The sequence below is a fragment of the Bacillus sp. FDAARGOS_1420 genome, assembly GCF_019344915.1.
In the GTDB taxonomy this organism is placed as follows: Bacteria; Bacillota; Bacilli; order Bacillales; family Bacillaceae_G; genus Bacillus_A; species Bacillus_A mycoides.
This window is the reverse complement of sequence record NZ_JAHWJB010000002.1, coordinates 1,386,128-1,401,636: the sequence shown is the minus strand read 5'-3', so window position 1 is coordinate 1,401,636 and position 15,509 is coordinate 1,386,128. Positions and strand designations below refer to the sequence as shown.

The 15,509-nt window shown below is 35.1% G+C and carries 13 protein-coding genes; 2 read left to right on the top strand and 11 right to left on the bottom strand.

Annotated elements, in window-relative coordinates:
- Positions 1 to 20: 20 nt before the first annotated feature.
- The 9 genes from I6L50_RS17485 to gntK form a co-directional block, all read right to left on the bottom strand.
- Positions 21 to 1,448: a basic amino acid/polyamine antiporter gene (locus I6L50_RS17485; RefSeq protein WP_002031795.1), complete on the bottom strand. Its 1,428-nt coding sequence runs from the start codon at positions 1,446 to 1,448 to the stop codon at positions 21 to 23.
- Positions 1,449 to 1,662: 214 nt separating this feature from the next.
- Entirely contained in the window at positions 1,663 to 3,174 is a 1,512-nt protein-coding gene (locus I6L50_RS17480) for an ABC transporter permease/substrate-binding protein (RefSeq protein WP_113937798.1), read from the bottom strand.
- Positions 3,175 to 3,177: 3 nt separating this feature from the next.
- On the bottom strand, positions 3,178 to 4,125 hold the full coding sequence (locus I6L50_RS17475) for an ABC transporter ATP-binding protein (protein WP_219302177.1): 948 nt from the start codon (positions 4,123 to 4,125) through the stop codon (positions 3,178 to 3,180).
- A 102-nt stretch (positions 4,126 to 4,227) separates the two neighbouring features.
- Positions 4,228 to 4,785 carry a YdcF family protein gene (locus I6L50_RS17470; protein WP_219302176.1) on the bottom strand — a complete coding sequence of 186 codons (558 nt, stop codon included), beginning with the start codon at positions 4,783 to 4,785 and terminating at the stop codon, positions 4,228 to 4,230.
- 63 nt (positions 4,786 to 4,848) lie between these two features.
- A complete protein-coding gene (locus tag I6L50_RS17465) occupies positions 4,849 to 6,078 on the bottom strand; it encodes an MFS transporter (RefSeq protein ID WP_113937796.1) in 1,230 nt (409 codons plus the stop codon).
- A 1-nt stretch (position 6,079) separates the two neighbouring features.
- Positions 6,080 to 6,616: an NADPH-dependent FMN reductase gene (locus tag I6L50_RS17460; protein ID WP_002031805.1), complete on the bottom strand. Its 537-nt coding sequence runs from the start codon at positions 6,614 to 6,616 to the stop codon at positions 6,080 to 6,082.
- Between the two features lie 155 nt (positions 6,617 to 6,771).
- Entirely contained in the window at positions 6,772 to 7,668 is an 897-nt protein-coding gene (gnd, locus tag I6L50_RS17455) for a phosphogluconate dehydrogenase (NAD(+)-dependent, decarboxylating) (protein ID WP_113937795.1), read from the bottom strand.
- A gap of 18 nt (positions 7,669 to 7,686) precedes the next feature.
- Positions 7,687 to 9,036 (bottom strand): GntP family permease, encoded by a 1,350-nt coding sequence (locus I6L50_RS17450; protein WP_002136120.1) that lies wholly within the window; start codon positions 9,034 to 9,036, stop codon positions 7,687 to 7,689.
- 14 nt (positions 9,037 to 9,050) lie between these two features.
- The gene (gene gntK / locus I6L50_RS17445; RefSeq protein WP_113937794.1) at positions 9,051 to 10,589 is read right to left on the bottom strand and encodes a gluconokinase; all 1,539 of its coding nucleotides are present in this window, start codon (positions 10,587 to 10,589) and stop codon (positions 9,051 to 9,053) included.
- A gap of 394 nt (positions 10,590 to 10,983) precedes the next feature.
- On the opposite strand from gntK, the gene I6L50_RS17440 reads away from it, so the two are divergent.
- On the top strand, positions 10,984 to 11,886 hold the full coding sequence (locus I6L50_RS17440; protein ID WP_219302175.1) for an ABC transporter permease subunit: 903 nt from the start codon (positions 10,984 to 10,986) through the stop codon (positions 11,884 to 11,886).
- Positions 11,883 to 12,902: an ABC transporter permease gene (locus I6L50_RS17435; RefSeq protein WP_219302174.1), complete on the top strand. Its 1,020-nt coding sequence runs from the start codon at positions 11,883 to 11,885 to the stop codon at positions 12,900 to 12,902. The genes I6L50_RS17440 and I6L50_RS17435 overlap by 4 nt, the downstream gene beginning before the upstream one ends.
- A gap of 152 nt (positions 12,903 to 13,054) precedes the next feature.
- Here the strand turns inward: I6L50_RS17435 and adhP are convergent, their stop codons facing one another.
- Both adhP and I6L50_RS17425 read right to left on the bottom strand, forming a co-directional pair.
- Positions 13,055 to 14,092 (bottom strand): alcohol dehydrogenase AdhP, encoded by a 1,038-nt coding sequence (gene adhP, locus I6L50_RS17430; RefSeq protein WP_113937791.1) that lies wholly within the window; start codon positions 14,090 to 14,092, stop codon positions 13,055 to 13,057.
- A gap of 525 nt (positions 14,093 to 14,617) precedes the next feature.
- On the bottom strand, positions 14,618 to 15,154 hold the full coding sequence (locus I6L50_RS17425) for a methyltransferase family protein (RefSeq protein ID WP_219302173.1): 537 nt from the start codon (positions 15,152 to 15,154) through the stop codon (positions 14,618 to 14,620).
- Positions 15,155 to 15,509: the final 355 nt, after the last annotated feature.

The window sequence follows — 15,509 nt, the reverse complement described above, 5'->3', positions numbered from 1 at the left end:
CCTTTAAATTAAAAGGACTTTTACATTTTTATAGTTCCTGTCAGTAACATATAAAGTGATGTAATAGCTGCAATAACAATTGCCCACATCACATATCGCTCTTTGCCTGAAAAACAACGATTCCCTTTTTCTTTTCTTGCAAACATATACACGAGAATCCCAATACCATATACGATTGAAACAAGCAATAAATTCTTTAAACCAGCTGCATAAATTAGCCATACAGAGTATAGGGAAGCAATTAATGCTAACAATCCATTTTTTACTCTCGCAACTTTCAGCTCTTTCGTGATGACTAATTTCAATTGAAATAGCGCTGATAATAAGTACGGCAGTAATATAGATGTTGACGCAATAAAATACATAATTTGATATGTCGATTGTGAAAACAGAACGATTATAAATATAGTTTGGGCAACGATATTTGAAATCCACAATGCCATATGCGGCGTTTGTTTCTTATTTGTTTTCGTAAAGACTTTCGGAAACACGCCGTCTTTTCCTGCTACGTGAGAAATTTCAGAAACAAGTAAAAACCAGCCAATTAATGTACCTACAAGTGACGCAACTAATCCAATATTAATTGCCATTGCACCCCATGGCCCAACAACATGTTCTAATACATGTCCCATTGAAGGAGTCTCTAATACTGAAAGTTCTTTTCTTGTCATGGCTCCCATTGACAGAACAGAAATTAAAATATAAATAGACATTACTAAAATAAGTCCAAGTACTGTCGCTTTTCCAACGTCTCTACTATTTTTAGCTCTTCCTGATAATACAACTGCTCCTTCAACCCCAATGAACACCCAAAGGGTTACAAGCATTGTATTTTTCACTTGACCTAGTACAGAGGAAACTGAGATAGTTCCTTCGCCCCAAAAGTCATGTGTAAATGTATCCCAGCGAAACGCTGTTACCATCACGACAATAAATAATAAGATCGGAACTAATTTCCCAATCGTTGCGATAACATTCATAATGGAAGCTTCACGAATTCCAAATAAAATTAGAAAATGCAATGTCCATAATAAAAGTGATGCACCTACGATTGACGCAACATTATTTCCGCCTTTAAAAATTGGGAAGAAGTAACCTAATGTACTAAACAGTAACATAATTGTTGCAACATTTCCTAAAATCCCTGCTAGCCAGTATCCCCAAGCACTGTTAAAACCAATATATTCACCGAATCCAGCTCGTGCATAACTATAGATTCCGCCCTCAAGCTCCGGTTTTTGTCTTGCTAACGTTTGATATACGAGCGCAAGTGGAATCATTCCCATTGCTGTAATACACCAACCAATTATCGTTGCACCACTATTTGCTCCTACTGCTAAATCATGCGGTAAACTAAAAACACCGCCACCAACCATCGTTCCAACTACTAATGCGATTAACGGAAAAAATCCTAACTTCTTTTCTATTTGTACCACCCCATCTGTCATTCTAGGTGTTATGTTCGTTCAACTATTAAAGTCACCTTTTTCTCTAATAGACGTTTCTCTTATATTTTTTCAGGAAAACATTACTTATTCTAAAAGAAAATGAAGAAAAATGGAATACTTTTTTGAAAAAATGTATAAGTATGCACAAAAAAAACCGTTCATTTTGTAATGAACGGTCATTTCATACATATAAAATTGTATATTTATTGTAAAATTAACGAAGTAACTTCTCTTTTTGTAAAAATTGTTTTGCGACTTCTTCGCTACTTTTCCCATTCACATTTACTTCATAATTCATTTTTCTCATTTCTTCATCTGTAATCTTTCCAGATAATTTATTTAATACTTTTTCGAGTTCAGGATATTTCTGTAACGTCTCTGTTCTTAATAATGGTGCTCCTTGATAAGGCGGGAATAGTCCTTTATCATCTTTTAGCACTTTAAGACCATATTGCTCCAATTCACTATCTGTTGAATATGCATCGATTACATTAACATCTCCCGATTGTATTGCACTATAGCGCAGTTTCGGTTCCATCGTTTTAACATTTGAAAACTTATAGTTATATAATTTTTGCATTCCTTTATAACCATCTTCACGATCAGCAAATTCTAATGTAAATCCTACTTTAGCTTCCTGTGCACTTTTTCCTAAATCAGAAATTGTATTTATGTTATTTTGATCTGCTATTTTTTTCGGCATGGCTAGTGCGTATGTATTGTTATACTCCATTGGCTTTAACATAACCATATTATATTTCTTTTCCATTCCAATACGAGCTTGTTCATATACTTCATCACGATTTGTACTTTTCGGTTCTTCTTTCACGAAAGTAGATAAAGCTGTACCTGAAAATTCCGGGTATATATCTACTTCACCTGATTTTAACGCTTCAAATACAAATGCTGTTTTTCCAAGGCCTGGCTTTAATTCCACTTGTAAATCTGTATCCTGTTCAATAAGTTGCTTGTACATTTGAATTAATATTTCTGGTTCAGATCCAAGTTTACCAGCAATAACTATGTCTTTCTTTTCGGTATTCCAAAGAAATGGAGCAGCTATCATTACTACAACTATACATATCGTCAATATAACGCGCTTAGAAGAGCGTTTCGGGCTCTCAAGTATGCGAAGTACTATATCAAAGAATAAAGCGAGTAACGCAGCTGGTACGGCCCCTAAAATGATAAGCGCATGGTCATTTCGATCTATGCCTAATAATATGAGCTTACCGAGCCCACCAGCGCCTATTAAAGCAGCTAATGTAGCCGTTCCAACAATTAATACCATCGCTGTACGAATACCAGCCATAATAATTGGCAATGCGAGCGGAAGCTCTACCTTCCATAATCTTTTCCAGCTATTCATCCCCATAGCTCTCGCCGCTTCTATAAGTGATTCATCTAATTCCCGTATTCCTGTATATGTATTTCGTAAAATAGGTAATAGTGCATACACAACTAATGCGATTATAGCTGGCAGTTTTCCAATTCCTACTAACGGAATTAATAGTCCAAGTAAAGCAAGTGAGGGCACTGTCTGCATAACAGCAGAAGTCCCTATAATAAATTCAGCCATTCGTTCTTTTCTCGTTAATATAATGCCGAGCGGCACTGCAATAATTACTGCAAAAAATAGTGAAATAAGCGATATTTGTAAATGCTCACTTAATGCACTTAGCAATTCTACTTTTCGTTCTTGGAACGTTTGAATAAAATCAGTCACTGTTTAGCCTCTTTCCTTCATTTGTTCAACAATGTAATTGACAATATGACGACTTGTTAACGCTCCAACATATTGACCATGCTCTTCAACCGGCACTGACTCTTCAGTTTGTAAGCGGACTAGTGCTTCTTGTAATGACGAATGTAAAGATAAAGCATTCCCTTCAACTCGTATACCCTCGTCTAGCGGCAATACCTCTTCTATACTCTTCCCCTCATACCAAGGTCGTCCACGATTTCCAATGAACTCCTCTACAAACTCATTTTTCGGGTTATGTATAATTCCTTCTGGCGTATCTAATTGAACAACTTTTCCTTCTTTCATTACACAAATACGATCACCAAGTGATAAAGCCTCTTGCATATCGTGCGTTACGAACACGATTGTTTTTTGAATCTTTTTTTGCAGTTGTACGATATCCTTCTGGAGCTGCTCCCTACTTAACGGATCTAACGCACTAAATGGTTCGTCCATAAGTACAATTTTCGGGTTTGCGGCTAATGCCCGTACGACACCAACACGTTGTTTCTGCCCTCCCGACAATTCATCTGGCATACGATCACGATATACACCTGGATCGAGCCCAACCATCTGTAGCAAGTCATCGACACGTGCTTTTATTTCCTTTTTGGTCCATTTTCTCATTTCAGGGACAACTGCAATATTTTCAGCAATTGTCATATGTGGAAACAGCGCAATCTGCTGCAACACGTACCCTATATTCCAACGTAGTTCGTTTATGTTATATTGTTGAATATCTTTTCCATCGATTAAAATTGATCCTTCCGTCGTTTCAATTAAACGGTTAATCATCTTCATTGTCGTTGTTTTCCCGCAACCACTCGGACCAATGAGAACAAAAAATTCTCCTTTTTTAATTTCTAAATGCAATGAATCCACTGCTTTTGTGCCATCTTCATACGCTTTTGACACATGATTAAATTGAATCACAGACACAACTCCTTTCATGTTGTTTCCTTTATTTTGATGGAATATAGCATTCATTTCAAATGATACGCTTTATTATACAAAAAAAGAGCTCTCATTTGAGCTCTAACGGTCGAACAATATTGTTTTCACAATTGCAGCATATTCACGCACATACGCTTTTTTCTTAGAGCGTCTCGGTGTTTCAGCAGCCAAAGCTTCCATCTTTATCCCTAAACGCTTTGCAATTATTTTCGTTCGATATAAATGATACGTATTACTTACAACTACCGCATGCTTTACATCATATAAATCCATACTAAACTTTAAATTTTCATACGTATTTGTAGAGCGGTCTTCAATTAAAATGCGATTCTTATCTATACCATGTACCATTAAATAGTTTCTCATACTGTGAGCTTCCGGTATATCTTCATCTTCCCCTTGACCACCTGAAACAATTACTTTCACCTCAGGGTGAGCATGTAAATATTCCAACGCTATATCCAAACGATTTTGAAGAGATAAAGACGGTCTATCTCCAAATAACTTTGCACCTAATATAAGAACGTATGGAGAGTGATTACTCAATGTTTCACGAGCAACTTTATTCATTCGAAACGTCATATAAATGATGTATATCGGAGGTAGTAATAAGATTATAAGCAATATCCATTTGTTCATAAATAAGTTAACACTCCCTTTCTTTTTATTATATAGAAAAAGAAAAGGAGGCAGAAGTATTTTTTAAACAATTGATTTATTAGACACATTCGCTTCCGTTTTACGTTTTGAAATTACATAATAAAAAGCAACCCCTAATGATAGGATCAATATACAGCTCAGTACATAAAACGGGATCATTACCCCTGCTTTAGATACACCTGCCGTAAACAACATTAATAATACAATTCGAATTCCTGTGCCAATTAATCGAAATAAGCTGTCCACACGTCCCATTACTTCGTTTGGGATTTCTTCCATCATCAATACATTTCTCGCCACTCGTGTTCCAGCATTTCCAATCGCATGGAAAATCGCAAGTCCATATAATAACATAATGGAAGGCTCAATAATCATTGCGGTAATTGAAATTACATAAATAACCATCGTCATAACGATTGAAATTTCTATTTTGACATATTTCATCATGATTGGAATACTTATTCCCGCAATAACAGCCCCAACACCATACATCATACCTTCTATCGCGTATACAGAGGCATTAGCTTTGAGTATATCTGAAATATAAACTGGGATTAAATAATTTGCCATCATAACACCGATAAACGGCATATAAGTGGCAAGTAAAAACCAAAAGAACTTAGGGCGAGTTTTCATAAAGTGAATTCCTTCGAACAATTGCTTCTTAAATGTTACTTTCCCTTTTACTTCTTTTTTCTTTACATACGGTATACATAAGAACAGGAAAAATGCTCCTGCAAAAGTTAACATATCCACTAACAAAATCCATTTCAAAGAAATAATCTCAATTAAAAAGCTAGCGGCCGCTCCTGAAATAACTTGCGTTAATTGTCCTTGTATCTCCATCGTGCCACTTAAACTTTTATAATGTTCAGATTGAAATATTTCTTGGTTAAATGCAAAAATTGTAGGATAGAATAATAGATAATAGAAAGAACCTGCTATATAAATAATAATGTAATGAATAGAATTGTATGATTGCCCAGCAAATCCCCAAATGGCCATCATTCCTATAATGGCTATCCCGATACCTTCGTTACATAACAATAAAGATTTTCTTGAAAAACGATCTATGCTTTGCCCAATAAATGGCGTTAATAAAAACATTATGAGAGTCGCAACGATAGAAACATAACCAAACGTTGTCTCTCCTCCACTTTCCTTAATTAACAACCACGGAATCGTTATCATAACAATCCCAGAGCCAATAGCAGATAAACTATTGGCGCCTAGAATGTAATACAAGCGAGAATCATGATAAAGAGAGGACATATCACTCAACTCCTAATTGTTTTTTCACCTCTTTATATACGCTCATATATGCTTTTAATTCTTTAACTAAATCATGAATTAATGGTTTTGCATCTTCTCCAAGTTCACTATCTTGCACATGTAATCCATCAAGCACGACTTGTTTTGGAATTGCGTTTGCGTAAACGCCTCTAGCGACAGTGCGCATACTATTTAATGCGTTTATTCCCCCTTTACCGCCTCCAGCAACTGCTAGTAATGCGACAGGCTTATGGATGAATTCACTGCTACTTAAGTAATCTAACGAATTTTTCAGCGCTCCGCTCATCGCATTATGATATTCTGGTGTACATAGTACTACACCGTCTGCTGCTTTCACTAAAGCTTTTAATTTTTTAACTGCTTCCAATTCACGTTGTGATTCTTCCCCATTATATAAAGGCAATTCCGCTACTGCTAAATCGTATAACTCCCCTTCAAATTGCTCTGCAATATATTTTGCCACAACGCGAGTTCTACCGAATTTTCTTGGTGTACCGTTAATAACGACTAGTTTCATAATTATTTCTCCCCTTTGTTTTCAAGTTATATTTATATATTATCAGAAATTTCTATACAAAATACAGTAAAAAGGGGTAATAGTTTTCATAAAATAGTATGAGAAATAAAAAAAGAACTCATACTTTCGTATGAGTTTCACAAAACTAATATTCCCTATTTTTTCACAACCTCATGTCCACCGAATTGATTACGAAGTGCAGAAACCACTTTTCCGTGGAATGTATCATCTTCTTGTGAACGGTAGCGCATAAATAATGACATAGCGATAACTGGTGCCGCTGCTTGTAATTCAAGTGCAGTTTCAACAGTCCATCTCCCTTCTCCTGAAGAGTTCATTACACCTTTAATACCATCAAGTTTCGGATCATCTGCAAATGCCTTTTCAGTTAAGTCCATTAACCAACCACGGATAACTGATCCATTTGCCCATACTTTTGCAACATCTTCATAATTGAAATCAAAATCACTTTTATCTAGTACTTCAAATCCTTCAGCGATTGCTTGCATCATTCCGTATTCAATACCGTTGTGAACCATTTTTAAGAAATGCCCACTACCGACGCGGCCTGCATATGAATAACCATTTTCTACTGCTAAATCTTTAAATAAAGGTTCTAGTTGATCATAAATTTCTTTTTCTCCACCAACCATTAAGCAAGCACCGTATCTAGCTCCTTCCACACCGCCTGATGTACCGATATCTACGTAATGTAAGCCAAAGCTTTTCGCTTCTTCAGCACGGCGTAACGTATCTTTATAGAATGAATTTCCACCTTCAATAACGATATCGCCTTCCTCTAATAATGGATATACATCTTTTAGTACTGACTCAACAACTTCTCCTGCAGGTACCATTACCCAAATTGTACGAGGTGCTTCTAGTTCAGCGATCATTTCTTTTAACGTATGACGTGCAGTAATCCCTAGTTTTCCTGCCTCTTCAACAAGTTCATTATTTACATCGTATACAACTACTTCATGCTTGTCTTCATATAAGTGTTCAGCTAATGGGAATCCCATTTTTCCTAATCCAATTAAACCTAGTTTCATATTAATCAATCTCCCATTCTATACAAATATATTTAATAACGAAATTAGCCCAAGTGCTACAACAGATAATATTGTCTCCATTGCAGTCCATGTTAATAATGTTTCTTTCACAGTCATTCCAAAATACTCTTTAATCATCCAAAATCCAGAATCATTTACATGCGATAAAATTAATGACCCTGCACCTGTTGAAAGTGCCAGTAACTCTACATTAACTCCTGGTGTACTTGCCGCAATCGGTGCCACTATTCCTGCTGCTGTCATCATGGAAACAGTAGCAGAGCCAGTCGCGATTCGAATAAGTGCAGCAATTCCCCAACCTAATAATATCGGTGAAATATGTGATTCTTTCGCCATCTCCGCAATTGTAGTTCCAATTCCAGAATCTAATAACACTTTATTAAAGGCACCACCTGCACCGATAACTAACAGTATGTTTGCAATTGGGCCTAAACAATCATTTGTAACTTGTAAGACTTTGTCTTTAGAAAACCCTTTTGCATAGCCAAGACTAAAGAAAGAATATATCGTGGCAATTAATAATGCGACTATTGGATCTCCAATAAAATGCAATACTTGTGCAAGTTGGCTTGTTTTATTTAATGCTACTTCCGCTATCGATGCACCTAGCATAAGAAATACTGGAAGTAAAATAGTAAACAATGTATTTCCGAAGCTAGGAAGTTCCTTCTTCTTATCTCTTTCAATAAATTGCTCCGCTATATCTAACGGTACTTCTTTATGTATACGAGCACCAATCCATTTCCCGTAAAGCGGACCTGCAATTATTGCAGTTGGAAGTCCGACAATTAATGCATACAAAATTGTCTTCCCTACATCTGCTTTAAATATACCTACCGCTGCCATAGCTGCTGGATGCGGTGGAACAAGTCCATGTACAACCGAAAGACCCGCTACTAGCGGAATACCGATTGTAATAAGTGATACCCCTGTTTCTAACGCAATTGTAAATACTAACGGAATTAATAGTACAAATCCAACTTGGAAAAATACCGGAATCCCTACTATAAATGCAACGAACATCATTGCCCAGTGAACACGCTTTTTCCCAAAACGTCCAATTAATGTGTTAGCAATTCGTTCAGCACCGCCAGACTCAGCCATCATTTTTCCAAGCATTGTTCCTAAAGCTAAAACAATCGCCAAAAACCCTAACGTATTACCAAGACCTAATTTAATAGAATCGATAATCCCTGGATGTTGTGGTGAAGTTCCAATTAAGGGCATCCCCATTGCTAGCCCTACACCGATTGCTGTTAAAATTAACGCGACAAATGGATGCCATTTTACTACCGTAATTAGTAAAAGTAATATAACAACAGCCGCTAGTACGATTCCAACTACCATTTCTCCCAATCCCCCTATTGTTTACGTTGGAAAGCAGCTATACAATCAAATTCTTCTTTCAAACGATTGTAAAGTCGTTCATACATATAAAACATCTCTAAATATAAAGCCGTATTTTCTTTATTCGGTACATGGTGATGGACAATATCAATCCAATCCTTCACCTCTTCAAGCGAATCAATTTTCCCAATTGCATACAAAGCAAGTGCCGCTGCCCCAAGCGCAGATGCTTCATGACTTTCTGGAACAAGTAATTCTTTCCCCATCATGTCAGATAACATTTGTCTCCAAAATGCAGATTTCGCAAAGCCTCCTGAAACACGTATTTCAGTAAGTGGCCCTGTACAATCTCGAATGGCAAGTGCTACTGAATACACACTCATACAAACACCTTCCATAACTGCTCGTATAAAATGTTCTCGTTTATGCTGAAGGTTTATACCGAAGAATGTACCACGAGCATTTGCATTCCAGTAAGGTGCACGTTCCCCAGATAAAAACGGTAAAAATAGCAATCCTTCTGCTCCAGCTGGTACACTTTCTGCATACTTAATTAATAAATCATAAGGATCAATCCCAAGCTTCCTTGCAACTTCTTGCTCTGGACTACCGAATTCATCACGTAGCCATCTTAATAAAATCCCGCCATTATTCGTCGGTCCACCGATTACCCAGTGCTCATCTGTTAATGCGTAACAAAAGGTTCTTCCTTTTTCATCTGTATTAACACTTGATGAAATTGTTCGAACCGCACCGCTTGTCCCAATCGTAATTGCAGCTGATCCAGGTGATATTGCACCGACACCTACATTTGCAAGAACACCATCACTCGCACCAATAACAACTGGAGTATCTTCATGAATGCCCATCTTTTGTGCTAATTCCGGTTTCATTCCCGATAAAATATATGTAGTTGGTACAGGTGTTGATAATTGTTCTGGTGACATATTTAACATAGTTAAAACATCTTCATCCCAGTTTAATGTTTCTAAATTAAATAACCCAGTAGCTGATGCGATTGAATGATCAACTACATAGCGTGAAAATAATTGATAAATGACATACTCTTTAATAGAAATAAATTTATAAGCAGTTCTGAATAAATCCGTTTCTTCTTCTTTCATCCACAGTAATTTAGAAAGTGGTGACATCGGATGAATTGGTGTACCAGTTCTTCTATAAATGTCATGACCATTCATTTGTTGTAATAGTTTTTCTGATTGCTTTGTGCTTCTATTATCTGCCCAAATAATAGAGCGCGTTAACGGCGCACCGTTTTCATCTACAGCAATTAAGGCATGCATCGCTGTACTAATACCGATTGAAGAAATATCTTCCGGTGACACATTACCATTTTTAATGGCAACGCTTACAGTTTTATATACAGCAGCACATATTACATCAGGATCTTGCTCAGCCCATCCGACGTTCGGTTGAATAATTGGATAATCAATTGCATGTGAAGCAACGACTTTTCCTTTTTCAGTGAATACAACCGTTTTCGTACTTGTGGTACCGATGTCAACCCCGATTACTCTCCCCCTTGTTTCCATGCGAACCTTCCCTTCGTTTCTAGCAAAATACGATCTAGTAAACCGTTTACATGAATTAGTATATAAAATATTTTTTCATAAATCAAGTTATTAGAAGAAAATTTTTTTCAAATCAAAATGTACCTCTCATCTTCTAAATCATTCTCTTTATCTTTTTTAAATAACCTTTTTAATTTATCAAACATTCTTTCCCCTCCACCTAAAGATAATAATATATAAGTTCTCGTTTTCTTAGCTTGATGGACATAGGGCGTGGCTCCCTACTATCACTTTTTTACCTTGTAAATATATGTTCCATACTATAAAATCTAATAGTATTTATATTTTTCAGAAAAATCAAAACAGAATATGAACTTTATTGTATAATGTTGTAAAAAGATGTCGGAGGGATTTAATGTTAAATACAATATCTCAATTCACAATTAAGCTTTCATCAATTCTTTTATCACTCTTACTGTTATTAAATTTACCTTATTTATTTATCACTCAACAAGGATTTACCTTTCAACCAATTTACTTTTTTAATCAGATCGTTACTATGTTAAAAGAGGTTTTCTCCCCTGAATCATTAGTGGTTATCGGATCAGACCCGAAATTTGGTAGTTTCAAAAAAACACCATTATTTCCAACTGTTTTAGAACCTTACCTATATTCATTTACTGTATTATTTATAGCCTTTTTGCTTGCACTCTTTCTATCATCTAGTATGGCATTTTTTTATTTTTTAGCAAAAGATTATATAAAAAAATGGATAAACCGAATTGTGTTCATATTAGAAGCTGTCCCTGATATGATGATGATGATTTGTTTGCAAATATTTTTCATATGGGTACTTCAGAAATTCGGAGAATCTCCTGTCACCATTATTTCTTTTAATGAAAATCGAGCTTATTTACTCTCTATTTTATCTTTAGCAGTCTTACCTACATTACAAATGTTTCGGATGATGGTGTTATACATAAAAGAAGAACATGAAAAACATTACGTAGAGGTTGCATATGGAAAAGGACTTTCATCAAGTTATATACTATGCATTCATTTATTCAAAAATATATCTATCCACTTCTTTCATCATTTAAAAACGATTTTTGTTTTCTTACTTTCTAACTTATTCATTTTAGAATTTGTTTTTAATATGGAAGGCATTATTCAATTTTTATTTAAGAAGGCGTTTATTTCACCTCCAGCTGCATTTATCATACTTGTTATGATTATCTTACCGTTTTATGCCATTTTTCAAATAATCTCATTCATGATGAATAGATGGCAAAAGCAATTGAAAGGAGCAGCATTATGAAATCTATTTGGAAATCAAAACGATTTTTAATCGGCTTTACTTATCTATTCATACTTGTTTCAGCTAGTTTTATTTATAGTTGGTTCTTTAAAGATAACATCCCAAAACCTCCTCAGTTACTTTACAATGACAATAACGAATTACTTGGAAAGGCCCCCTTTTCGCCATCGTTAGTGCCGCCTTTTGGATCTGATCGTTTTGGAGATTCTGTTTTCTTACAAATTGTAGAAGGAGCAAAATTCACCATTTTATTAGCCGTGGCAATTAGCTTCTTTCGAATTTTATTCGGAACATGTATAGGAATCCTCTTAAGTTTATACGCTCCAAAATTCAAGAGATTTTTCCAGTCATGCTCAGAAGTTTTTTATTATATTCCAACTCTATTTATCGCATTTATACTCATCACGCCCGTTAATATTGTAATCACATCAAACGCTGATAGATTAGACCCAAATATTTCATTTATGTTTTATCAAGTACTCGTACTTATTTTCGTCGCTCTACCTACACTTTCTTTATATATATCCTCAGAGGTTGATGAATTTATGAAACAAGATTACATTTTAAGTTCTCAATTGCTGGGTGCTAGCCGCTTTCATATTATCAAAAAACACTTACGAGTCTTATTACTTGATCGCTTATTTGTGTTATTCATGGAACATATCGTCCAAACACTCATACTCGTTATCCATTTAGCGTTGCTTAACATTGTAATTGGCGGGATACAAATGCGGGAACTCTATGACGGAGTGCCCAAACCTGTTTCTCTATCTAATGATTGGGCAGGTCTTATTGGATTAAATCGTTATGAAATGAATCTTTCATGGTGGATTATTTTTTATACTCTCGTTTCATTCTTTATTACGATTCTTTTTATTAAGCTTATGACAATCGGAATTCAAGATGCACTGAAAGCAAGAGATTCGCAAGTTGTAGCAATTCAAACCGTTCCAAATCATAAAAAATTTGTTGAAAATAAAGATTCTTTTTCGTTTGCAAATAAAGTGAATTTTTAATCATGTCTCATCAATCAAGTATTAATTGGCATTGATATTAGTAGAATATAAAAAAGATGATCCCTATTGAATACGAGGGATCATCTTTTTTATGCCGTCTAACTTTTTTACATGTCCTTTGCTAGACTCATGCTTTTTATATTTAAAATGAATTATTTACAATCACAATTATGCTGTTTAAAATCGATTACCATACGTCCTTGAATTCTACCTTGTTCCATTTCTTCGAATACATTTTGTACTTTATCTAGAGAACACGTTTGAACAACCGGCACTACTTTTCCTTCTGCGCCGAACATAAATGCCTCCTCCAGATCCTTACGAGTACCAACTAGAGAACCAACTACTTCAATCCCGTCTAATACAAGTCGTGGAATGTTTAAATCCATAGTTTCTACTGGTAAACCTACCGCAACTACTTTACCGCAAGCACGTACTGCATCAACTGCTGAGTTGAAGGCTACTTTAGAAACTGCTGTTACTACAGCAGCATAAGCACCACCAAACTCCTCTTGAACAATTTTATCAGCAGGACCTTGAGAAATTGGATTGATAGTCATATCAGCACCAACTTCTTTTGCTAAGGCTAATTTGTCGTCATTGATATCTACTGCAATTACCTTTGCACCAAATACGTTTTTAGCATATTGGATAGCTAAGTTTCCTAATCCACCGCAACCATAGATTACGATAGGTTGACCAGGTTTAATGTCTGATACTTTTATAGCTTTATATGTAGTTACGCCCGCACATGTGATTGATGATGCTTGAGCAGGATCTAATCCTTCTGGTACCTTCACCGCATAATCAGCTGTAACAATACATTGTTCAGCCATACCACCATCTACTGAATAACCAGCATTTTTCACTTCACGGCAGAATGTTTCTCTACCCGTTACGCAATATTCACAACGTCCACAAGATTGGAACATCCATGCAATACTTACACGGTCACCTATCTTTAGTGAAGTAACATCATCAGCAATTTTAGTAACAATACCTACACCCTCATGACCAAGGATGCGGCCATCGGTGTTTCCAAAATCATGATTTGCAACGTGTAAATCAGTGTGGCAAACTCCACAATACTCTACATCTACTAGCGCTTCACCCGAATGTAGCGAACGTAATTCCTTTTCAATAACTTCAATGTTTGCTTTGCTGTTTTTATTAACTACTACTGCTTTCATATGTGATCTCCCCTTTAGTGTTTTAGAGTTTTAATGAGTTTATCTCACAACTACTGTCCTCACTATTTTGGCTAATTATTGTGCCAAATTTAAGTGTTCAATCATCATTACAGGTTCATCATAACATGGAATTTCATAAGATTATTGTGAAATATTGAACAATATTTGAATTATTAACCAAGTATTTTCTTACTATATTTGAAAGGAAAACTGAAATTCCATCATATTTACATTGAAATTTATCAGGCATTTCTTTTTGGTTTATATGCAAAGAATATAGAGGTTTAAAAAATATTTTTTAAGCTTGGGAGATTATAAGTAATATATTTCTATAGACAATTAGAACCATTAAATCTAGCGGATATATCAACAACTATTCACCAATATAAAAAGCCTTCTATTATTATATTTAGGTCATACACTTTAGACTCAATAAAATCAAAGACAGGAACATATTTGTTCCTGTCTTTTTATAATGTGGTGGGACCCCGCATCCATCTATTTAAGAAATTTCTCCTATAATCCCTAGTATAGAAACGGAATAATTCGCCAAGTCTTGGACTGATATTGTTTATATTGTTCACCAAACAGCGTAATAAGAATTCTCTCTTCAATTTTTATACGATACGAATACACAAGGAAAAATAAAATAATATTTATGATAATGGCAATGAATGAAGATGAAGATATAGCAAATCCTAAAAAGGTCAAAAAAGACCCTAAATAACCAGGATGGCGAACATATTTATATAGACCGTTTTGAATTAACTTATGTCCCCCTTGCATTCCGACATTCCTACTGTAAAATCTTCCTAAGATTTTCATTGAAGAAAATCTTATCCATACACCAATTAGCCCGATAATAACACCCAAAAACAGCAATGAATTAATCTTATTTACTGTAATGAAATACATAATCTCTGGAATGGTTAACATCAATGCAAAAACTATTCCGATAAAAAAACTAGAACCACGATTTTGTTTTTCTTCTTTAACAGGTGAACTTCTATAAAATTCTAATAATAAATACAGAAAAATAGGTAAATACGCTATGAGAAACATAATTCTTTTTCCCTTCAATAAAAGTATTTTATAATTAACTCACTTATTTTTATCAATTAGGTCACAAAATTTGGAGATTCCTTCAGAAATAGCTAATTACTCTTCCTTGTTCAATGCCTTTATTTTTGCAAGTAATGGCACAAAATAATCAGAGATTAACTTTTTCAATATAGTCTTTAACTTGTTCTAAAATGTAAAGACATGTATATCCCCGATCTAATTTATCAGTTTTTCGTTCTACTAAATTTTGTTTTTCTAATCGGTCTATTACTAAGCTACTGATGTAACAGGTACCCCCTCTGAATCCACTAGTAGGAAAGCTTTTCTTTTTACCAATGTTTATTTCTTTAACCCT